The organism is Brevundimonas subvibrioides, from assembly GCF_027271155.1.
Classification (GTDB): Bacteria; Pseudomonadota; Alphaproteobacteria; order Caulobacterales; family Caulobacteraceae; genus Brevundimonas; species Brevundimonas subvibrioides_D.
Window position 1 is genome coordinate 1,713,302 of record NZ_CP114542.1, and the last position, 19,383, is coordinate 1,732,684.

Below are 19,383 nucleotides of genomic sequence, written 5' to 3' on the forward strand. Positions count from 1 at the left end.
GGTGACGCCGCCCATTGATCTGCTGGACGAGATCGATTCCACCAACGCCGAGGCACGCCGCCGCGCCGAGGCTGGCGAAACCGTAGCCCGGTGGATCGTCGCCCGTCGACAGTCCGCCGGACGCGGGCGGCGCGGGCGCGAATGGAACAGCGACACCGGCAACCTGTTCGCCACCCTGCTGACCCTGACCCACAAGGCCCCGGCCGAGGCGGTGCAGGTGACCTTCGTCGCGGCGCTCGCCGTCGCCGACCTGCTGGATGCCTTCGCCGTGCCCGGATCGGTCAGTATCAAATGGCCCAATGACGTAATGCTCGCGGGCGACAAGGCCGCCGGCATCCTGATCGAGTCCGGTGCGCACGATTCCGGCGCGCTGTGGCTGGCCATCGGCATCGGCGTGAACCTGGCCCATGCGCCCGAGGGGACCGAACGACCCGCGACCTGTCTGGCCAGCCACCTGCGCTCCGATATCGCCTGTCCGCCGTCCATTGACGCCGCCGCGAGCGTGCTCGCCGAGGCCTTTGCCGTCTGGCAGGCGCGCTGGGAAAGCCTGGGCTTCCAGCCCATCCTCGACGCCTGGATTGCGCGCACCGGGGGGCTGGACGGCCCCTGTGTCGCCCGGCTGGGTCATGAGACGGTCGAGGGGACCGCCGATGGCGTGGCCCCGGACGGGGCCCTCCGCCTGCGCACGGCCGATGGTCAGCTGCGGCTGATCTCGGCGGGCGATGTCTTTTTTGGAGTGGCTGCCTGATGCTTCTCGCCATCGAACAGGGCAATACGAACACGCTGTTCGCGGTCCATGACGGCGAGGCCTGGATCGCTCAGTGGCGCACGGCGACCGAGGCCAGCCGCACCGCCGACGAGTATGCCGTCTGGCTGACGCAGCTGCTGGCGATGCGCCACATCGCGCTGACGTCCCTGACCGGCTGCATCATCTCCAGCGTCGTGCCCCAGTCGATCTTCAACCTGAGAAACCTCGCCCGGCGCTATCTGTCGGTCGAGCCCCTGGTCATCGGCGACAATGTCGAGCTGGGCATTCCCGTGCGGATCAGGAAACCCAGCGAGGCGGGTGCGGATCGGCTGGTCAATGCGATCGGCGCGCATCTGATCTATCGCGGCGACCTGATCGTCATCGACTCAGGCACCGCCACCACCTTCGACATCGTCGCCGCCGACGGGGCGTTCGAGGGCGGGGCGATCGCACCCGGCATCAACCTCAGCCTTCAGGCCCTGCACGAGGCGGCGGCCATGCTGCCGCGTATCGCCATCCAGAGGCCCGACACCGTGATCGGCAAGGACACCGTGTCCAATATGCAGTCCGGGGTCTTCTGGGGTTATGTCAGCCTGATCGAGGGCATGGTCGCCCGCATCAAGGCGGAGTGGGGGGCACCCATGACCGTCGTCGGCACAGGCGGCGTGGCCAGCCTGTTCGAAGGCGCGACGAATTCCATCGACCGGTTCGATCCGGACCTGACCATCCGCGGCCTGCTCGAAATCTGGCGCCGCAATACCCATCTGACGGACACATGACAAAAATCAAAGCGAACGACGAACTCGTCTACCTGCCGCTGGGCGGCTCGGGCGAGGTCGGTATGAACCTCAACTGCTATGGCTACGGCCCCGAAGACGACCGCCAGTGGATCATCGTCGACGTCGGCGTGACCTTCGGCGACCAGTCCACGCCCGGCGTCGACATCATCGTGCCCGACCCCGCCTTCCTCGAAGGCGAGACCATCCGCGGCATCCTGCTGACCCATGCGCACGAAGACCACATCGGGGCCCTGCCGTGGCTGTGGGAGCGGATGAAGGCCCCGCTCTACGCCACGCCCTTCACCGCCTTCCTGATCCGCGAGAAGCTGCGGGACCGGGGTCTGCGCGACGTCAAGATCATCGAGGTGCCCATGGGCGGCCATGTCGATCTGGGCCCGTTCTCGGTGGACTTCATCACCATGACCCACTCGATCGCCGAGCCGAACGGGCTGAAGATCGCGACCCCGCTGGGCACGGTCTTCCACACCGGCGACTGGAAGCTGGATCCCAACCCCATCATCGGCAAGCCCACCGACATCGCCGCCATCACCCGGATGGGCGACGAGGGCCTGCTGGCCATGGTCTGCGATTCGACCAACGTCTTCGTCGAGGGCGAGGCCGGGTCGGAGCTTGAGGCCCAGGACGGTCTGATCGAACTGATCGGCTCGCTGAAAACCGGCCGTATCGCCGTCGGCTGCTTCGCCTCCAACGTCGCCCGCATGGTCAGCGTCATCAAGGCGGCGGACAAGGCGGGCCGTCGCGTGGCCCTGGCCGGTCGCTCGATGCACCGGATCACGGCGGCGGCGAAACACGTCGGCCTGTTCAATGACTCCAGGGCCATCCTGTCCGAAGACGAGGCCCGTCACTGGCCGGCCGACGAGATCCTGTATCTGTGCACCGGCAGCCAGGGCGAGGACCGGGCGGCCCTGTCGCGCGTCGCCGACGGATCGCATCCCTTCATCAAACTGGGTCTGGGCGACCACTGCATCTTCTCGTCGCGGATCATTCCGGGCAACGAACTGGCTATCGCCGAGCTTCAGGATCGCCTCGCCGACCGGGGCGTGCGCCTCTATACCGAGAAGGATCATCCGGGCATCCACGTCTCGGGCCACCCGTGCCGCGACGAGATGCGGCAGATGTATGCCTGGGCCCGGCCGCGCATCTCGGTCCCGACCCACGGCATGCGCCGCCACTTGATGGAGCACGCCGCCCTGGCCCGCGATCTGGGCGTGCCCGAGACGGTCACGCCCCGGAACGGCGACCTGGTGCGACTGGCCCCCGGCGTCGCCGCCATCATCGACGAAGTGCCCAACGGTCGTCTGTATGTCGACGGCGGCATGGTGGTCACGGAGAAGGGCGAGGCCCTGCGCGAGCGTCGCCACGCCTCGACCAATGGCGTGCTGGTCGTCAGCTTCGCCATGGACAAGCGCGGCAAGATCGTCTCAGACATCGACGTGCGCGGCATCGGCCTGCCGGGCGACGAGGTCACGCCGCTGGGCGACGCTCTGGATGACCTCGCCGAACGGGTCGAACAGGCCGTCAACAGCCTGAAGGGCGAGGCGAGGCATGACGACATGGTCGTCGAACAGGCCGTCGGTCGGGTGCTGAAGAAGGCCAGCCAGCAAATCTGGGACCGCCGCCCGATCGTCGAGACGGTGATCCTGAGGCTGTGATGATCGGCAGACTGAACCATATCGGTGTCGCGACGCCCTCGATCGAGGCCAGCGTCGCCCTGTATCGCGACCTGCTGGGGGCCACACGGGCGGGCGAGCCGTTCGATCTGCCGGCCCAGGGCGTGCGCGTCTGTTTCATCGACCTGCCCAACAGCCAGATCGAGCTGATCGAGCCGCTGGGCGAAGACAGCCCGATCCACGGCTTTCTCGCGAAGAATCCGAAGGGCGGTCAGCACCACGTCTGTTTCGAGGTCGAGGATATCCTGATCGCCCGCGACGCCCTGCGAGCGAAGGGCGCGACCCTGCTCGGCACCGGCGAGCCGCGCATCGGAGCCCACGGTACGCCCATCCTGTTCCTGCATCCGAAAGACATGGGCGGCGTCCTGATCGAACTGATGGAAACCCCCGGGGAGGCCCACTGATGCCCATCGGTCCCATGACCATGTTCGCCATCTACATCGTCGTCTGGTGGGTGGTGCTGTTCGGCATCCTGCCGCTGGGCACGTCAGCCGAGACGCACGAGCCGCCGACCGACGGCAGCCAGTGGGGCGCGCCGAAGACGCCGAACCTGAAGCGCAAGTTCATCACGACCACCTGGGTCGCCCTGATCGTCTGGGCCCTGGTGATGTTCCTCGTCTACATCGGCTGGATGCCCCTGCCGGACCTCGCGCCGCCGGCTGTCTAGACCGCCTAGCTTTTGCCCCGGTGACCCGGCTAAAGCAGGGGCTTCCTGACGCCTTCGCATTCGAGACGCCCATGCGCCTGTCGCGCTTCTTCCTGCCCACGCTCAAAGAGGCGCCCAGCGACGCCCAGATCGTCTCGCACCAGCTGATGCTGAGGGCCGGGATGATCAAGCAGGAGGCGGCCGGCATCTATGCCTGGCTGCCGCTGGGCCTGCGGGTCCTGAAGCGCATCGAGCAGATCGTCCGCGAGGAGCAGGAGCGGGCAGGGGCCGTCGAGGTTCTGATGCCGACGCTGCAACTGGCCGACCTGTGGCGCGAGTCGGGCCGCTACGACGCCTATGGCCCGGAGATGCTGCGCATCACCGACCGGCACGAGCGCGAGCTGCTGTACGGCCCCACCAACGAGGAGATGATCACCGACATCTTCCGCAGCTTCGTGAAGAGCTACAAGGCGCTGCCGCTGAACCTGTTTCACATCCAGTGGAAGTTCCGCGACGAGCGCCGGCCGCGCTTCGGCGTCATGCGCGGGCGCGAGTTCCTGATGAAGGACGCCTATTCCTTCGATATCGACGAGGCGTCGGCGCGGCGGGCCTACAACCGCATGTTCGTGGCCTATCTGAACACCTTCGCGCGGATGGGGCTGAAGGCCGTGCCGATGCGCGCCGACACGGGGCCGATCGGCGGCGACCTGAGCCACGAGTTCATCGTCCTGGCCGAGACCGGCGAAAGCCAGGTCTTCTGCGACAAGGCCCTGGTCGAGATGCCGGCCCCCGGTCCCGACGTCGACTGGAACGACCTGCAGGCCATCGTGGACGGCCGCATCTCGCTGTATGCCGCCACCGAGGAAATGCACGACGCCGCCCAGTTCGAGGCTCAGACTGCACCGGCCGATCGCCTGACCGCGCGCGGCATCGAGGTCGGGCATATCTTCTATTTCGGCACCAAATACTCCGCCCCGATGAAGGCGAAGGTCGCCGGACCCGACGGACAGGACACCGAGGTCCACATGGGCTCCTATGGTGTCGGGGTCTCCCGCCTGCTGGGGGCGATCATCGAGGCCAGCCATGACGACGCCGGGATCATCTGGCCGGACGCCGTGGCCCCGTTCGACGTGGTCGTCATCAACCTGCGCGCCAACGATCCGGGCGTCTGCGAGGCCTGCGAGGCGGCCGTCGAGGCCCTGGAGGCCGCCGGCAAGTCGGTGCTGTATGACGACACCGACGAACGGCCGGGCGGCAAGTTCGCGACCGCCGACCTGATCGGCATCCCCTGGCAGCTGACGATCGGGCCCAAGGGCGTGGCCGAGGGCGTGGTCGAGCTGAAGCGCAGGGCCTCGGGCGAGAAGTCGACCCTGCCTCTGGATCAGGCGCTGGAGCACATCGGTTGACCACGACGCCGCTCGACGCGCCCGCGAAACCCGCCGGGGCCTTTTCCACCTGGGAGATCGGTCTCGCGCTGCGCTACCTGCGGGCGAGGCGCAAGGAGGGCGGGGTCGCGACCATCGCCATCATCAGCTTCGTCGGCATCATGCTGGCCGTCGCGGTCCTGATCAGTGTGATGAGCATCATGGCCGGGTTCCGGACGGAACTGCTGGGCCGGATGCTGAGCTTCAACGGGCATATGTATGTCCAGGGCCAGGTGTTGAGTGCTCCGGATCGCGACGCGGTCGTCGCGCGGCTGAAGGCCGTTCCGGGCGTACGGAGCGTCAGCCCGCTGACCGAGTCCCAGGCCCTGATCATCGCCGGCGGCCAGACGACCGGCGGCGTGGTGCGCGGTCTTCGTCCCGAGGATCTGGACACCATGCAGTATGTGTCGTCCAGCCTGTCGGCCAAGGCCAAGGCCAGCTTCGGCCAGGGTGCCTATGGCGGCGACAATGTCCTGATTGGACAGGCCCTGGCCGACCAGCTGGGTCTGCGCGTCGGGGACCCGATCCAGATCTATTCGCCGACCGGCGCGGACTCGGCGTTCGGCAATCTGGGCGGTCTGTCCAAGACCTATCGCGTCGGCGGAATGTATTCGTCGGGCACCGCCGATTACGACCGCATCTTCATCTTCATGCCGCTGGAGCAGGCCCAGCTGTTCTTCGGCAAGGAAGGCCTCTGGGACGTGATCGAAATGAAGGTCGCCGAACCGGATCGGGTCGGTGAATACATCGCGCCCGTTCGCGCCGCCGCCGGACCCGGTGCCTTCGTGATGGACTGGCGCGATCGTCTGGCCGCCTTCTGGGGCGCGTTGAAGGTCGAGCGGGCGGCCATGTCGATCATCCTCGGCCTTGTCGTCGCCATCGCGGCCATGAACATCATTTCGGGCATCGTCATGCTGGTGAAGAACAAGGGACGCGACATCGCCATCCTGCGCACCATCGGGGCCAGTCCGGCGTCGATCCTTCGCGTCTTCTTCATGGCAGGCGCGACCATCGGCGTGGCGGGAACGCTGGCGGGCCTGACCTTGGGTCTGCTGTTCTGCATGAACATTGGCGCGATCCAGCATTTCCTGGAGGCCATCACGGGCGTGCAACTGTTCAACGCCGACGTTTATATGCTCGATGCCATCCCGGCCGAAGTGGATCCCGCGGACGTGTTCTGGGTCGCGGTCTGGTCGCTGATCATGAGCTGCGTGGCCAGCTTGCCGCCGTCGTGGTCCGCCTCGCGCATCGATCCGGTCGAGGCCCTGCGTTATGAGTAGTCCTGTCCTCAGCCTGCGCGGGATCACCCGCACCTATACGACCGGGCAGGGCGACCTGACCGTGTTGAAGGGTGTCGACCTCGATGTCTTTCCGGGTGAACTGGTCGGGCTGATCGGGCCGTCGGGCTCGGGCAAGTCGTCGCTGCTGCATGCCGCCGGTCTGCTGGAACGGCCGACCTCGGGTGAGGTCCGGATCGACGGCGAGGATGTCGGCAGCCTCGACGAGCGGGCGCGCACGCGGCTGCGCCTGTCGCGGATCGGCTTCGTCTATCAGTTCCACCATCTGCTGCCGGAGTTCGACGCACGCGACAACGTGGCCCTGCCGATGCGGATCGCCGGCTATTCGGAGACGGCTGCCCGCACCCGTGCCGAGGCGGCCCTGGGGTCGCTGGGTCTGGCCGAGCGCATCCTGCACCAGCCGGCGCAGATGTCGGGCGGGGAGCAGCAGCGGGTGGCCCTTGCCCGCGCCCTGGCCAACAGCCCGCGCCTGCTGCTGGCCGACGAGCCGACCGGCAACCTCGACCCGACCACCAGCCAGACGGTGTTCGAGGCCCTGCAGAAATTGGTCAAGGAGACCGGCGTCGCCGCCCTGATCGCCACCCACAACATGGAGCTGGCCGGTCACATGGACCGTGTGTTCGCTCTGAAGGACGGTCATCTGGCAGAACGCCCTGCCGAGGGCCGGGAATACTGATCTCCATTCTCCGTGCATCCCGGCGGAGGCCGGGATCCAGTTCACGAACATGGTTGATGGATCTTAGGTCGGTTATCTCTGATTGGGGGCCGCACTCGCAATCTGGACCCCGGCCTTCGCCGGGGTGCACGGAGAGGGGGCTGCGTCACCGATCATCCTTCACCTCACGCGTTCCACGGCTTATGAACAGGCCATGACCTCCGAAGACGTTCTCGACGAATTCCGCTCCGCCGGTGCCCTGCGCGAGGGGCATTTCGTGCTGTCCTCGGGCCTGCACAGCCCGGTCTTCCTGCAGAAGAACCTCGTCTTCATGGATGCCCGCCGTTGCGAGCGGCTCTGCAAGGCCCTGGCCGAGAAGATCACCGCCACCGTCGGGCCCGTCGATGTCGCCATCTCGCCCGCCGTGGGCGGCATCATCCCGGGATATGAGACCGCGCGTCATCTGGGCGTCCCGTCGATGTATGTCGAACGCGAGGGCGGCACATTCAAACTCCGGCGCGGCTTTCACGTCGAGCCCGGCCAGAAGGTGGTCATGGTCGAGGATATCGTGACCACGGGTCTGTCGAGCCGCGAATGCATCGCCGCCATCCGCGAGGCGGGCGGGGATGTCGTGGCCGCCGCCTGCATCGTCGACCGGTCCGGCGGTCGCGCCGACGTCGGCGTGCCCCTGGTCGCCCTGGCCACGCTGGATGTGCCGGCCTATGCCGCCGACGCCCTGCCGCCCGAACTCGCAGCCCTGCCCGTCGAGGATCCGGGCAGTCGCAGGCTGTCGAAATGAGCGAACGCGTCCGCCTCGGCGTCAACATCGACCACGTCGCGACCGTCCGGAACGCGCGGGGCGGCCTCTATCCCGATCCCGTCCGCGCCGCGCGGGAGGCTCTCGAGGCCGGAGCCGACGGGATCACCGCCCATCTGCGGGAGGACCGTCGCCATATCTCGGATGCCGACATCGATCATCTGTCGGCCGTGCTGCGCGATCAGGACCGCCCGCTGAACCTCGAGATGGCCGTGACGCAGGAGATGCTGGCCATCGCCCTGCATCATCGGCCCCACGCCGTATGCCTGGTGCCCGAGAAGCGCGAGGAGCGGACGACCGAGGGTGGCCTCGACGTCGTGGGCGGCCACAACTGGATCACACCCGTGGTCGGACGTCTGAACGACGCCGGGTCACGCGTATCCCTGTTCATCGGGGCCGATCCGGCCCAGATCGAAGCGGCGTACCGGACCGGCGCGGCCGTGGTGGAGCTGCACACCGGCGCCTATTGCGACGCTGTGCGCGACGGCAGGCCGGACGATGCCGAACGCGAGCTGATCGCCCTGAAGGCGGGCGCGACCCAGGCCCGGGCGCTGGGGCTGGAGGTCCACGCCGGGCATGGCATCGACTACGAGACCGTCGCCGCGGTCGCCGCGATCCCCGAGATCATGGAACTGAACATCGGCCATTTCCTGATCGGGGAGGCGATCTTCGTCGGACTGGGTCCGGCGATCGGGCGGATGCGGGCTCTGATGGACGAGGCGCGGGCACCGGAGCCTGCCCGGTGATCATCGGCGCATGATTATCGGGGTGGGTGCAGACCTGTCGGACATCCGGCGCATCGAGGCGTCGATCGATCGTTTCGGCGACCGCTTCAAGAACCGATGCTTCACCGCGATCGAACGCGCCCGGTCGGAGCGCAAGCCCGATGCGGCCTGGAGCTATGCGAAGCGGTTCGCGGCCAAGGAGGCCTGCGCCAAGGCGCTGGGCACCGGGATGCGCCGGGACGTCTACTGGAAGGACATGGGGGTGGTGAATCTGCCCTCCGGACAGCCGACCCTGGCCCTGACCGGACCGGCGGCCGACCACCTGGCGCGGTTGACGCCGCCGGGCCACAGGGCGCACATTCATCTGACGCTGTCCGACGAACACCCCTATGCACTCGCCTTCGTGGTGATCGAAGCCTTGCCGATGGCGTAATCGATATATACGCGTGCGAAGAAGACGCCGCACCGCGCGGCCGGGGACAGGCTTTCAGACGATGAGCGAAGAGATCAAGCACGAGCCGCACGCGGACGAAGCGCACGACGCCGTGGTTCCGATGCCGAGCGATGACGCGGTTCCGACGCCGGACGTGCCGGTCGGATCGGGCGAGGAGACCGCTGCGCCTGCGGAACCCGCACCCGAAGATCACGCGTCAGAAGATCACGCACCCGAACATCACGCCGCCGAGCATCACGCCACTGAGCATCACGCGCCCGCAACGACCGAGGAGGCCTTCGCAGCGTCCGAAAGCGACGCGCCCGAGGCCCTTGAGGCGCACCACGAGGGGGCGGACGAGCCCGAGGCTCCCGCCGAACAGGAACCGGCCATCGAAGAGCCTTCCACCGCACCGGCTGCCGAAACCGACGCACCCGTCGAACCGGTCGCCGCCGAGCCCGTGACCTCGTCGTCTGCGCCCCAGCCGATCTGGAGCGACCAGGGAGACGCGCCGTTCGACGATCACAAGGAAAAGATCCCGGCTGCGGCGCGCGTTGCCGTGCGGGATGAAGACGAGGGCGGCTCGGCTGCTTCCGAAACCCTTGAAATCGTCAAGACCATCGTCGTGGCCCTGGCCATCGCCTTCGTCCTGCGGGTGCTGCTGTTCCAGCCCTTCACCATCCCCTCGGCCTCGATGGAGCCGAACCTCTATGAGGGCGACTATATCGTCGTCTCCAAATGGACCTATGGCTACTCCAGGTTCTCGTCGGGCCTGCCGGTCAACCTGCCACTGGGCGATGACCGGGTTCTGGGCCGCGCGCCGAACCGCGGCGACATCGTCGTTTTCAAATTGCCGCGCGACGACAAGACCGACTACATCAAGCGGGTGATCGGCCTGCCCGGCGACAAGATCCAGATGATCGCCAACAAACTCTACATCAACGGCACGCCGGTTCAGGATGTGACCGTGGGCGCGGCAGAGGTCGCCGACGTCTTCGGCCCGCGTCCGGTGACGGAGGTCCGCGAGACCCTGCCCAACGGCAAGACCTTCATGACCCAGGACTTCGGTCCGGGCGGCGATCTGGACGACACGGGCGTCTATGAGGTTCCGGTCGGCTACTATTTCATGATGGGCGACAACCGCGACAACTCGATCGACAGCCGCGTGCAGCAATCCGCCGGTGTGGGCCTGGTGCCGGACGAGAATCTGGTCGGCAAGGCCGAGATCATCATGTTCTCCTGGTCGCCGGGTGCCTCGCTGTGGAACCCCGTCAGCTGGTTCCAGAACATCCGGTTGAGCCGCTTCTTCAAGATCCTCGACTGATGGCGAATGCCCGCGCCGATGCGGTGGCCGCTCTGGTCGACCGCATCGGCTACGTCTTCCGCGACCCCGCCCTGCTGGAGCGGGCCCTGACCCATTCCAGCGTGGGCGAGGGGGCCGACAAGGCCGCGGGCAAGCCCGCGCGCCACAATGAACGGCTGGAATTTCTGGGCGACCGGGTGCTGGGTCTGCTGGTCGCCCAGCGCCTTCACCACGACTTTCCGGCGGCAGACGAGGGCGAACTGTCCGCGCGTTTGCACGCCCTGGTCGACAAGCACGCCTGCGGCCGGGTGGGTGAAGCCCTCGGGATCGGCGAGGCCCTTCGCCTGTCGCCCGGCGAGAGCAAGAGCGGAGGCCGCCGCAAGGAAGGCGTCGTGGCCGATGCGGTCGAAGCCCTGCTGGCAGCGGTGTTCCTCGATGGCGGCCTGGATGCGGCCCGCGCGATGTTCGACCGGGCCTGGGACCAGGAACTGTCCTCGCCCGCGCCGCGTGCCCTGAACAATCCGAAATCCGCGCTGCAGGAGTGGGCCCAGGGGCAGGGCCGGCCCCTGCCGGCCTATCGCGTGGCGTCCCAGACCGGGTCCGACCATGCCCCGACATTTACGGTCGAGGTTTCCATCGAGGGCGTCGAACCCTTGACCGCCAGGGGGCGTTCGCGTCAGGACGCGGAAAAGGCGGCCGCGACCGCATTGTTGCAACGAGAAGGCGTGATTTGACCGAACCCCAGAACCCCCGCGCGGGCTTCGCCGCCATCATCGGCGCGCCCAATGCCGGCAAGTCCACGCTGGTAAACCGGCTGACGGGGTCCAAGGTCTCCATCGTCACCCAGAAGGTCCAGACGACGCGCTTTCCCGTGCGCGGCATCGCCATGGAGGGCGAGGCCCAGATCGTTCTGGTGGATACGCCCGGCATCTTCACCCCGCGGCGTCGGCTGGACCGGGCCATGGTCGCCTCGGCCTGGGGCGGAGCCCAGGACGCCGATGTGGTCGTTCATCTGATCGACGCCGCCTCGCATATCGCGTCCGAGGGCAAGGAAGGCCAGGCCGCCGACCGCCGCTCGGCCGAAGACACCGAGACCATCATCGCCAATCTGAAGGCGACCGACACCCAGGTCATTCTGGCCCTGAACAAGATCGACGGCATGCGTCGCGACACCCTGCTGGCCCTGTCGCACGCCCTGTTCGAAACGGGCGTCTATTCCGAGGTCTATATGATCTCGGCCCTGTCCGGCGACGGGGTCGACGACCTGAAGAAGCGGCTGGCCCTGTCCATGCCCGAAGGGCACTGGCTCTATCCCGAGGACCAGTCCGCCGATGTGCCCATCCGCGTGCTGGCCGCCGAGATCACCCGCGAGAAGGTCTATCTGCGCGTCCACGAGGAACTGCCCTATTCGGCAGCGGTCGAGACCACGGCCTTCGATGAAAAGGCCGACGGCTCCGCCCGCATCGAACAGACCATCTACGTCGAGCGCGAGAGCCAGCGCCCCATCGTGCTGGGCAAGGGCGGGCAGACCCTGAAATGGATCGGCCAGAAGTCGCGCGAGGAGCTGACCGAACTGCTGGATCGGCCGGTTCATCTGTTCCTGACGGTCAAGGTCGATCCGAAATGGCAGGACAGCCGGGCGCTCTATGCCCAGTTCGGGCTGGACTTCGACGTATAGACTGCCGCTCGCGCAGAGTTGAGCGCGGGAACGCCGGTCGGGGGTGACGAATCGCGCGGAGCCGTTACCAAGCCTGATGTTCCATGTTCCGCGTACGTCGGGGGCCCATCCCCGTCTCGTTCTCAGCCTGATCGGCGCGGTTCTGCTGGTGGGCGGTGCCGCCCTGACTGCGGTCCTGACGGCACGGCCGATGCCCACGCCGTCGTCCTATCGGGCCGCTCTGCCCGAACGCCCGCCCGTCGAGGTCGTCGAGTCGCTGCCGCTGCTGGCATCCCGCCTGCGAGCCGAGGCGGATGCCGGTCGGTTCATGGGGGCTGTTCTGGTGGCGCGCGGCGACGAGGTGCTTTTCCGACAGGCCTACGGCACCGCCGACGTCGCGACAGGCGCGCCGAACCGGATCACGTCCCGGTTCCGTCTGGCGTCCGTATCCAAGCAATTCACGGCAGCGGCCCTCCTGAAACTGCAGGACGAGGGCAGGCTGTCGATCGGCGATCCGGTCTGCAAATGGATCCAGCCGTGTCCCGCCGCCTGGGCTCCGATCCGGCTGAGCCACCTCTTGTCGCACACCTCCGGCATCCCGGACCTGATGGCGCGACCCGGCTGGGGCGATCGCCGGGTCACGCCGGCGACGCTGAACGAACTGACGGAGGATTCAAAGGTATTCGACCTGTCGTTCACGCCGGGATCGAAGCTGGCCTATGACAATGCCGGGTTCAATCTGGCCGCGGCCATCGTCGAGAAGGCCAGCGGCATGGCATTTCCGGACTATCTGCGAGCCACCTTCTTCGAGCCGCTCGGCATGCAGGACACCGGGTTCGACGACGACAGCGATCTCGGCATCGTCACCGGCCATGCGACCTTCCCGGCCGGGCTGACGGCCCAGCGCCAGCCGAATGTGTCGATCGTGGCCGGGGCGGGTGCGCTGTATTCGACGCTGGACGACATGCTGGTCTGGGAGCGGGCGCTGCACGGCGGCCATGTGCTGACGCCTTTCAGCTACGCCCAGATGATCGCCGACCACGCGCCGGCGGACCAGCCGAGGGAAAGAAGCGGCTTGCCGCATCGCGCCTGGGGGTACGGACTGATGGCCAATCGCCTCGGCCAGCGGGTGACGCCGGCCTTTCAGGACTGGGAAATCTATCACACCGGAAGCTGGTCGGGCTTTCGCAATCTGGTGACCTGGCAGCCGGACACCCGGGTTGCGGTGATTGTGCTGTCGAACAACTACCACCAGCAGCCCCAGGTTCTGCTGATTTCGCAGCAAGGGATGGCCGAGGCGCTTGGGCACCCCTTCCCGACAGCCCTGGCCGATCATGAGGGCAGGGCTATCCCGCCCTCATGATCGGGAAGATCGTCCGCAGCTGCGCGTTCCTCAGCCACAGCCCGCCCCACATGAACAGACCCAGATAGACGCTGAACAGGGTGTGGCTGAACAGGGGATTGTCGACGCGAAGGTTCGTCGCCAGCGCGCCGCCCAGATAGCCCATCATCAGAACCGCACCCAACAGGGCCGTGCGCGGGATCAGGTAGAGGACCAGACACGCCAGTTCGATGATGCCCAGCAACAGCGTCTTGTCCGGCGTCCATCCGCTGGTCGTCATGGTCGCGGCCACGACCTCGGGCATGAAGAATTTCGGATAGATCGATGCCCCAAGCATGAAGAGGGCAAAGAGGCCGGTCAGCACGCGGCCGGTCCAGACCACGGGAGAGGCCTTCACGACGGAGCTCCCGGCTTCCAGCCGGCGGCGGGCGAGACGTTGACCATCCAGGGAATGCCGAACCGGTCGGTCAGGGTGCCAAAGCCGGGCGTCCAGAACATCTCCGAAAACGCCATGGCGACCGTACCGCCTTCGGATAGAGCCTCGAACACCCGGCGGGCTTCCTCGACACTGTCGGTATGGAAGGTGACATCGAAGCCGTTCTTGGGCTCGTTGATCTTCGTGGCCCAGTCCGAATGCATGTCCGAACCCATCAGGGCCTGATCGCCGACCTGCAGCCAGCAGTGCATCAGCCAGTCCTTCATGGCGGCCGGCACCTCCATCCCGGGCGGACCGTCGCCGTAGGTCATGGCAGCCGTGATCTTGCCGCCCAGAACCCGGGCGTAGAATTCGAAGGCTTCCCGGCAATTTCCGGCGAAGCTCAGGCTCGTCACGAGTTTCATTCTGGTCTCCTCTGCGTGTTGTCAGTCGGGATTGGCGGCGAGCCAGGCCTCCAGCCGGTCCATTGTCGAGGTCCAGCCATGGGTGTGGCCGGCCAGACTTCGTTCGGACTTCAGGCCCTCATGGGTGAAGTCCATCCGGGTGCGGCCGTCGGCGGTTTCGTGCAGATCGACGGTCACCAGCGTCTCTGCGGGAGGACCGTCTTCATGGCTCTCGTCCCACCTGAAGGTAAAGACCAGGCGTCGGGGCTCGTCGATCTCGCGGTAGTGTCCCCCCTGCCAGAGGTCCGCGCCGGTCTCGACGGACCGGAGGCAGGCGCGCCATTGTCCGCCCACCCGCAGGTCGTTGGTTCCCCAGACCATCGGCCATTCGACCGGACCCAGCCAGTGGACCCGCATCTCGGGCCGGGTCCAGGCGGCCCAGACCAGAGGACGCGGCGCATCGAAGACACGCGTCAGGTCGAGGCGGTGCGGCAGCAGAGCCGGCAGGTCGGGCAGGAGACTTTTGGCCAGCGACATCTCAGAGCGTCGGCAACAGGGCATTCAGCTGATCGGCGACCGTACCCCAGCCGTCGTGGAACCCCATCGCCTCATGCTGCTTCATGGTGGCCTCGTTCCAGTGGCGGGCCGTAGCGACGTAACGGGTCCGGCCGTCGGGCAAAGGCGTCAGCGCCACTTCCGCCGACATGAACGGCAGGCCTGCGGGCAACCACCCCTTCACGAAAGCATCCGTGGTGATCCATCGACGATTGGGTTCGGCCAGCAGGAACACGCCGTCGTTCGGCATGACCTCACCATTCGGACCATGCATGACGAAGGCGAACCGACCCCCGACCTCGGGCTCGATCACCGCGTCGGTGATCGTCCACGGCCTGGGGCAGAACCATTGGGCGAGGATTTCCGGCGTCATCCACGCCTTCCAGATTTTTTCGGCCGTACCGTTCAGTACGCGGTCGAGGACGAGGTGATGCTGGTGGGCGCCGGTGGCGACGCACGGATCGGCCGTCTCAGTTTCGTGGACCATGAGGATCCCCCTTCTGGATTTTCTGCAGGTAGGTTTCGAGGCGGTCGAAGCTGGAGTCCCAGTATCGACGGTAGTGGTCCAGCCATTCGGCGACGCCTTTCAGCGCCATCGGCTCCAAGCGCGCTGGTCGCCATTGCGCTTCCCGTCCGCGCGAAATCAGGCCCGCTTTTTCCAGAACCTTCAGATGCTTGGAAACGGCAGGTAAACTCATGTCAAAAGGTGCCGCGAGATCGTTCACACTGGCCTCGCCCTCGGCCAGACGCGCCAGGATGGCCCGACGGGTCGGGTCGGCGAGGGCGGCGAACCGGGCGGAGAGGAGGTCGGGTTGCATGACGGTTTTGACATTAAACTGACTGGTTAAATGTAACGGCACGACCGTGTTGTCAACCGACCCGTTAAACACGCGGCGGAACGCACCCGGCCTGATCTCGTTGGAGGCGAACCCCAATGGAGATCGTCATGCGCGCCGTCATTCTCAGCTGCACCCTCAAGGCTTCGCCGGAGCCTTCCAACACCGAAGCCCTGGCCAAAGTCGTCTCGGCCGAACTCCGGAAGGCTGGCGCAGAAGTGGAGATGATCCGCCTGGTCGATCACGATATTCGGCCCGGCGTGACCGCCGATGAGGGCAGGGGAGACGGCTGGCCCGCAATCGACGCGAGGCTGAAAGCCGCCGACATCATCGTGTTCGCGACTCCGACATGGCTGGGTCAGATGTCCAGCGTCTGCCTGCGCGCGCTGGAGCGGATGGATGCCTGGTTCGAAGAAACCGATGACAGCGGCCGACCTGTCGCCTTCGGCAAGGTCGCGGGCGTCGTGGTGACCGGGAACGAGGACGGTGCCCACAACATCGTCGCCACGGTCTGCCAGGGACTGATCGATATGGGATTCACCATCCCCGGGCAGAGCTGGACCTACTGGCACCTCGGACCAGGTCCGGGACCGGACTACTCCGAGACCGACCAGGGGCATGACTATTCCGACCGCGTGGGCCGGAATGCCGCCCGCAACCTGATCGCCGTCGCCAAGGCCATCACGCCGGAAACCTATCCGGTTCCGGAAGGCGGCGCGTAGACCTCAGCGGGCGCGCACCGACGACAGCGTCTGTTCGAAGACGCTCTCCACGCCCGGGTAGTTTTCGACTGTGCTGAAGCAGCCCGCCAGAACGATCCGACCGACCAGCAGAATGGCCACCATCCGCACCCTGAGCGATATCGGGGCCTCCGTCGCGCCTTCTGCAATGTCGAACGTGCCGAACTGAACGTAATAGCCGTCCGTGGGGCGGGTCTCGCTGGCGAGCAGGCTCACCTGCGAGGGTTGAAGGCCGATCAGGTCCGCCCAGCCCTCCGGAGTGAAAGGCGTGGCGGCCAGGGCGTTGACTTGGTCCTGGGTTGCATCATTCCACGCCGCGATCGGCCTGGTCTCGACGATACAGTTGGTGAAGCCATCGGGAGCGAAATAGGTCGTCAGGGAGGGGGTCTCGCCGTTGTCCCGGGTGGTCCAGCCAGCCGGCGGCTTCCAAGAATAGCCGGGATTGGCCTGAAACGCCGACAGACACAGGGCGCAGGCCACAATCGCAGTAAGCGCCAGGACGCGCGACATGGCCGAACTCCGTTTTCCATTCGAAAGCTAGGTCAACCCGCGCCGCTCGTCTAGCGTGGAACCCGAACGCCAAGGAGCCCGCATGTCCCTGTTTATGATCTTTCTGGCGGCCGCCGCCGTCCAGACGGTGCCGGATCCGGCGGAAGCGCAAGTCGCTGCCGTCCTCGATCAACTGAACGTCGCTTCCGCGGCCGCCGACGCAGATGCCTATTTCGCCCTCTATGCCCCTGACGCCCGTTTCGTCGGGACCGACGCGGGCGAGCACTGGACGCTGGAGGAGCTGCGCGGTTACGTCGGTCCCTATTTTGCGCGCGGCCAGGGCTGGTCCTACCCGGCCACGTCGCGGGTCATCACCGTCGCCCCGATCGAATGCCGCTGCATCGCCTGGTTCGAGGAACAGCTGACCAACGACACCTATGGCCGCACGCGGGGTTCCGGCGTCATGCGCCTGACCGACGACGGCTGGAAGATCGAGCAATACGTCCTGAGCCTGGCCGTCCCGAACGATCTGACCAGCCCCATCGCCCGCATCATCAGGACATACGAAGCGGCGAATCAGGCCCCGGCCCCCTGATGGAGTTCCACGAAGAAGCGTTCATCCTTTCGGCACGAGGGATCGAACTGGCAGCGGCGTGTTGGCGCAAGGCAGGAAGACTCAACGGCCTTGCATGAAGTCATCAAATGCGTCTTTGCGTCTAGCCGCCGCCGCTTTCAGCTGTTCAATCTCAGCTGCAGCTGTCTCCTGCTTTCTCGCCTCTTCATTAAAGGCCGCGAGGTCGCTTTCATTGCTGAAAACGAACTCTCTTCCTGACGGCTGCCACCTTTGCCTCTCTAGGATGTCAAGTTGCGCTTCCATCGACGTATAAATCGCGCTGTCCAACTCGATTATGCGGTCGAACTCGGCCATTGCGTCCCTGCGACCGCGATCAAACTGTTGCAGGTCTTCGTTGTCGCTTATCCTGTTGCGCAGCCGTGTGGAGAACTCGGCCTCTAGAGTCCGAGCCTCCGCAGCGTTTGCCTTTGCCGCCGCCTTGAGTTCGCTTAGCTCGGCCCTAGCTACGTCTATGCCGCGAAGATCCTTAAGCGCCTGAGGAGCCATCACGTCCTGTGAATCAAAGACGGCTAACGCAGTTGCGCTTCTCGCCTCGATTACCGCGATCTCTCGCAAGAACTCGCCCCGGTCTTGGGCCAGTAGTTGAAAGTCCCGGCCGGCTTGACCTCGGCTTAGTGAACCGAAACCTATCGGCAACAGAGCGGCAAGGAAGGCAACGCCCATCAAAAGCGCAAGGTGCCCTCCAACTCGATCGGGTGCCAACCTGCGTCCAGCTATCAACCATAGCACAAACCCAACGAACAACCCGATGAACAGGGCTTGGCCGACAGACGTGCCGATATCGTACGCCATAGAGCCAGAGGGCACCTGGCTGACCGACCCAAGGAAGGCCCACACCGCCGTTATGGCAACCGCAGTGATCAGCCACGGCACTATCTTTCGTTCCCGCGCTTTCCGTCGGGCCCTGGTTGCCGCCAGGCGCTCGTCAAACGAAAATTCGGTGTCGTTCTGCATCTGGAAGTTCCCCCTTGCAACTCCGGGTATCATGGGACGGGGGATGTGCAAGAGAGCGCGTTGTAGAGGCGAAGAGCTCGCGGTTAGGTGATTTATGGAGTTCCACGAAGAAGCCTTCGTCCTGTCGGCGCGGGCCCATGGCGACACGGGCGTCGTGGTCGACCTGCTGACCGAGACTCACGGACGGCATGCCGCCTATGTGGCCGGAGGGGCGTCGCGCCGTATGAAGCCCTTCCTGCAGGCTGGTGCGCGGGTCATCGCCGACTACCGGGCCCGGACGTCCGATCATCTGGGGTCGGCGCGGCTGGAACCGGTGGGGGAGGGACCGAGCGCCCTGTTCGACGATGGCCTGGCCCTGACAGGCCTCGCGGCCGCCGCGGCGGTCGCCCAGGGCGCCCTGCCGGAGCGCGAGCCGCATCCCGGGGCCTTCCTGGCGTTCGAGGCCCTGATGTCGGCCTTCCGGATCCCCTCGGTCTGGCCGGCGATCTTCGTACGGTTCGAGGCTGGGCTGCTGGAGGATCTGGGGTTTGGGCTCGATCTGTCGCGCTGTGCCGTCACCGGTTCGATGGACGATCTGATCTGGGTCAGTCCCCGGACCGGTCGGGCTGTGAGTTCAGATGCGGGGGCACCCTATGCCGGCAAGTTATTGAAACTTCCGCCCTTCATGCTGGGTGCGCAAGCTGGATTGCGGGACGGCGACGTGCGCGCGGGTCTGGATCTGACCGGGCATTTCCTGGAGCAGTTCGTCTTCCATCCCCAGAACCGGCCACTCCCGGAAGCGCGGGTCTGGATGATCGACAAGCTGGCAGAGCAGGGCCGTCTTTAGGGGCTAGACTGC

General features: G+C 66.2%; 25 protein-coding genes. 18 read left to right on the forward strand and 7 right to left on the reverse strand.

Annotation, left to right across the window (positions count from 1 at the left end; all coding sequences use genetic code 11):
- The first annotated feature begins 1 nt into the window (after position 1).
- The 15 genes from O3139_RS08670 (at position 2) to O3139_RS08740 (ending at position 13,539) form a co-directional block, all read left to right on the forward strand.
- A complete protein-coding gene (locus O3139_RS08670) occupies positions 2-748 on the forward strand; it encodes a biotin--[acetyl-CoA-carboxylase] ligase (RefSeq protein WP_269513578.1) in 747 nt (248 codons plus the stop codon).
- Positions 745-1,527 (forward strand): type III pantothenate kinase, encoded by a 783-nt coding sequence (locus O3139_RS08675; RefSeq protein WP_269516448.1) that lies wholly within the window; start codon positions 745-747, stop codon positions 1,525-1,527. The genes O3139_RS08670 and O3139_RS08675 overlap by 4 nt, the downstream gene beginning before the upstream one ends.
- Positions 1,524-3,200 carry a ribonuclease J gene (locus O3139_RS08680; protein ID WP_269513580.1) on the forward strand — a complete coding sequence of 559 codons (1,677 nt, stop codon included), beginning with the start codon at positions 1,524-1,526 and terminating at the stop codon, positions 3,198-3,200. The genes O3139_RS08675 and O3139_RS08680 overlap by 4 nt, the downstream gene beginning before the upstream one ends.
- Positions 3,200-3,622: a methylmalonyl-CoA epimerase gene (gene mce, locus O3139_RS08685; protein ID WP_269513582.1), complete on the forward strand. Its 423-nt coding sequence runs from the start codon at positions 3,200-3,202 to the stop codon at positions 3,620-3,622. Before O3139_RS08680 ends, mce begins: the two co-directional genes overlap by 1 nt.
- The gene (locus tag O3139_RS08690) at positions 3,622-3,885 is read left to right on the forward strand and encodes a DUF1467 family protein (RefSeq protein ID WP_269513583.1); all 264 of its coding nucleotides are present in this window, start codon (positions 3,622-3,624) and stop codon (positions 3,883-3,885) included. The genes mce and O3139_RS08690 overlap by 1 nt, the downstream gene beginning before the upstream one ends.
- Positions 3,886-3,956: 71 nt before the next feature.
- On the forward strand, positions 3,957-5,270 hold the full coding sequence (gene proS, locus O3139_RS08695; protein WP_269513585.1) for a proline--tRNA ligase: 1,314 nt from the start codon (positions 3,957-3,959) through the stop codon (positions 5,268-5,270).
- Positions 5,267-6,568, forward strand: coding sequence for a lipoprotein-releasing ABC transporter permease subunit (locus O3139_RS08700; RefSeq protein WP_269513586.1), 1,302 nt, complete (start codon positions 5,267-5,269; stop codon positions 6,566-6,568). The genes proS and O3139_RS08700 overlap by 4 nt, the downstream gene beginning before the upstream one ends.
- Complete coding sequence (locus tag O3139_RS08705; RefSeq protein ID WP_269513589.1) at positions 6,561-7,262, forward strand: ABC transporter ATP-binding protein; 702 nt, start codon at positions 6,561-6,563, stop codon at positions 7,260-7,262. Before O3139_RS08700 ends, O3139_RS08705 begins: the two co-directional genes overlap by 8 nt.
- Positions 7,263-7,455: 193 nt before the next feature.
- A complete protein-coding gene (gene pyrE, locus O3139_RS08710) occupies positions 7,456-8,040 on the forward strand; it encodes an orotate phosphoribosyltransferase (protein ID WP_269513591.1) in 585 nt (194 codons plus the stop codon).
- Positions 8,037-8,804, forward strand: coding sequence for a pyridoxine 5'-phosphate synthase (locus tag O3139_RS08715; protein WP_269513593.1), 768 nt, complete (start codon positions 8,037-8,039; stop codon positions 8,802-8,804). Before pyrE ends, O3139_RS08715 begins: the two co-directional genes overlap by 4 nt.
- A 10-nt stretch (positions 8,805-8,814) precedes the next feature.
- The gene (gene acpS / locus O3139_RS08720; protein ID WP_269513596.1) at positions 8,815-9,216 is read left to right on the forward strand and encodes a holo-ACP synthase; all 402 of its coding nucleotides are present in this window, start codon (positions 8,815-8,817) and stop codon (positions 9,214-9,216) included.
- Between the two features lie 61 nt (positions 9,217-9,277).
- Positions 9,278-10,540: a signal peptidase I gene (lepB, locus tag O3139_RS14755; protein ID WP_420022308.1), complete on the forward strand. Its 1,263-nt coding sequence runs from the start codon at positions 9,278-9,280 to the stop codon at positions 10,538-10,540.
- Positions 10,540-11,253: a ribonuclease III gene (rnc, locus tag O3139_RS08730; RefSeq protein ID WP_269513598.1), complete on the forward strand. Its 714-nt coding sequence runs from the start codon at positions 10,540-10,542 to the stop codon at positions 11,251-11,253. Before lepB ends, rnc begins: the two co-directional genes overlap by 1 nt.
- On the forward strand, positions 11,250-12,197 hold the full coding sequence (era, locus tag O3139_RS08735) for a GTPase Era (protein WP_269513601.1): 948 nt from the start codon (positions 11,250-11,252) through the stop codon (positions 12,195-12,197). The genes rnc and era overlap by 4 nt, the downstream gene beginning before the upstream one ends.
- A gap of 76 nt (positions 12,198-12,273) precedes the next feature.
- Complete coding sequence (locus O3139_RS08740; protein ID WP_269513603.1) at positions 12,274-13,539, forward strand: serine hydrolase domain-containing protein; 1,266 nt, start codon at positions 12,274-12,276, stop codon at positions 13,537-13,539.
- Here O3139_RS08740 and O3139_RS08745 read toward each other — a convergent pair.
- From O3139_RS08745 to O3139_RS08765, 5 genes are read right to left on the reverse strand one after another with little or no spacing between them, the layout of a single operon-like run.
- Positions 13,523-13,915: a DoxX family protein gene (locus O3139_RS08745; protein ID WP_269513605.1), complete on the reverse strand. Its 393-nt coding sequence runs from the start codon at positions 13,913-13,915 to the stop codon at positions 13,523-13,525. The genes O3139_RS08740 and O3139_RS08745 overlap by 17 nt on opposite strands.
- Positions 13,912-14,358: a VOC family protein gene (locus O3139_RS08750; RefSeq protein WP_269513607.1), complete on the reverse strand. Its 447-nt coding sequence runs from the start codon at positions 14,356-14,358 to the stop codon at positions 13,912-13,914. The genes O3139_RS08745 and O3139_RS08750 overlap by 4 nt, the downstream gene beginning before the upstream one ends.
- 21 nt (positions 14,359-14,379) lie before the next feature.
- Positions 14,380-14,874 (reverse strand): SRPBCC family protein, encoded by a 495-nt coding sequence (locus O3139_RS08755; protein WP_269513609.1) that lies wholly within the window; start codon positions 14,872-14,874, stop codon positions 14,380-14,382.
- Position 14,875: 1 nt separating this feature from the next.
- Complete coding sequence (locus tag O3139_RS08760; protein WP_269513612.1) at positions 14,876-15,379, reverse strand: SRPBCC family protein; 504 nt, start codon at positions 15,377-15,379, stop codon at positions 14,876-14,878.
- Positions 15,363-15,710: an ArsR/SmtB family transcription factor gene (locus tag O3139_RS08765; RefSeq protein WP_269516450.1), complete on the reverse strand. Its 348-nt coding sequence runs from the start codon at positions 15,708-15,710 to the stop codon at positions 15,363-15,365. Before O3139_RS08765 ends, O3139_RS08760 begins: the two co-directional genes overlap by 17 nt.
- Before the next feature lie 128 nt (positions 15,711-15,838).
- Here O3139_RS08765 and O3139_RS08770 point away from each other — a divergent pair, with 128 nt between their 5' ends.
- Positions 15,839-16,450, forward strand: coding sequence for a flavodoxin family protein (locus tag O3139_RS08770; protein WP_269513614.1), 612 nt, complete (start codon positions 15,839-15,841; stop codon positions 16,448-16,450).
- A gap of 3 nt (positions 16,451-16,453) precedes the next feature.
- Here O3139_RS08770 and O3139_RS08775 read toward each other — a convergent pair whose 3' ends face one another.
- Positions 16,454-16,978: a hypothetical protein gene (locus O3139_RS08775; protein ID WP_269513616.1), complete on the reverse strand. Its 525-nt coding sequence runs from the start codon at positions 16,976-16,978 to the stop codon at positions 16,454-16,456.
- A gap of 82 nt (positions 16,979-17,060) precedes the next feature.
- Here O3139_RS08775 and O3139_RS08780 point away from each other — a divergent pair, with 82 nt between their 5' ends.
- A complete protein-coding gene (locus O3139_RS08780; protein WP_269513619.1) occupies positions 17,061-17,552 on the forward strand; it encodes a nuclear transport factor 2 family protein in 492 nt (163 codons plus the stop codon).
- 81 nt (positions 17,553-17,633) lie between these two features.
- Here the strand turns inward: O3139_RS08780 and O3139_RS08785 are convergent, their stop codons facing one another.
- On the reverse strand, positions 17,634-18,545 hold the full coding sequence (locus tag O3139_RS08785) for a hypothetical protein (protein WP_269513622.1): 912 nt from the start codon (positions 18,543-18,545) through the stop codon (positions 17,634-17,636).
- A 94-nt stretch (positions 18,546-18,639) separates the two neighbouring features.
- Between O3139_RS08785 and recO the strand changes: the two genes are divergently transcribed.
- A complete protein-coding gene (recO, locus tag O3139_RS08790; RefSeq protein WP_269513625.1) occupies positions 18,640-19,371 on the forward strand; it encodes a DNA repair protein RecO in 732 nt (243 codons plus the stop codon).
- Positions 19,372-19,383 lie beyond the last annotated feature (12 nt).

Coding starts and splice junctions, on each gene's coding strand:
- acpS (WP_269513596.1), top strand. CDS start 8,815: ATGATTATCGGGGTGGGTGCAGACCTGTCGGACATCCGGCGCATCGAG.
- O3139_RS08760 (WP_269513612.1), bottom strand. CDS start 15,379: ATGGTCCACGAAACTGAGACGGCCGATCCGTGCGTCGCCACCGGCGCC.
- O3139_RS08785 (WP_269513622.1), bottom strand. CDS start 18,545: ATGCAGAACGACACCGAATTTTCGTTTGACGAGCGCCTGGCGGCAACC.
- O3139_RS08765 (WP_269516450.1), bottom strand. CDS start 15,710: ATGCAACCCGACCTCCTCTCCGCCCGGTTCGCCGCCCTCGCCGACCCG.
- O3139_RS08770 (WP_269513614.1), top strand. CDS start 15,839: ATGCGCGCCGTCATTCTCAGCTGCACCCTCAAGGCTTCGCCGGAGCCT.
- O3139_RS08705 (WP_269513589.1), top strand. CDS start 6,561: ATGAGTAGTCCTGTCCTCAGCCTGCGCGGGATCACCCGCACCTATACG.
- O3139_RS08750 (WP_269513607.1), bottom strand. CDS start 14,358: ATGAAACTCGTGACGAGCCTGAGCTTCGCCGGAAATTGCCGGGAAGCC.
- rnc (WP_269513598.1), top strand. CDS start 10,540: ATGGCGAATGCCCGCGCCGATGCGGTGGCCGCTCTGGTCGACCGCATC.
- O3139_RS08775 (WP_269513616.1), bottom strand. CDS start 16,978: ATGTCGCGCGTCCTGGCGCTTACTGCGATTGTGGCCTGCGCCCTGTGT.
- lepB (WP_420022308.1), top strand. CDS start 9,278: ATGAGCGAAGAGATCAAGCACGAGCCGCACGCGGACGAAGCGCACGAC.
- O3139_RS08780 (WP_269513619.1), top strand. CDS start 17,061: ATGTCCCTGTTTATGATCTTTCTGGCGGCCGCCGCCGTCCAGACGGTG.
- O3139_RS08690 (WP_269513583.1), top strand. CDS start 3,622: ATGCCCATCGGTCCCATGACCATGTTCGCCATCTACATCGTCGTCTGG.
- O3139_RS08715 (WP_269513593.1), top strand. CDS start 8,037: ATGAGCGAACGCGTCCGCCTCGGCGTCAACATCGACCACGTCGCGACC.
- O3139_RS08680 (WP_269513580.1), top strand. CDS start 1,524: ATGACAAAAATCAAAGCGAACGACGAACTCGTCTACCTGCCGCTGGGC.
- proS (WP_269513585.1), top strand. CDS start 3,957: ATGCGCCTGTCGCGCTTCTTCCTGCCCACGCTCAAAGAGGCGCCCAGC.
- mce (WP_269513582.1), top strand. CDS start 3,200: ATGATCGGCAGACTGAACCATATCGGTGTCGCGACGCCCTCGATCGAG.
- pyrE (WP_269513591.1), top strand. CDS start 7,456: ATGACCTCCGAAGACGTTCTCGACGAATTCCGCTCCGCCGGTGCCCTG.
- O3139_RS08755 (WP_269513609.1), bottom strand. CDS start 14,874: ATGTCGCTGGCCAAAAGTCTCCTGCCCGACCTGCCGGCTCTGCTGCCG.
- O3139_RS08740 (WP_269513603.1), top strand. CDS start 12,274: ATGTTCCATGTTCCGCGTACGTCGGGGGCCCATCCCCGTCTCGTTCTC.
- recO (WP_269513625.1), top strand. CDS start 18,640: ATGGAGTTCCACGAAGAAGCCTTCGTCCTGTCGGCGCGGGCCCATGGC.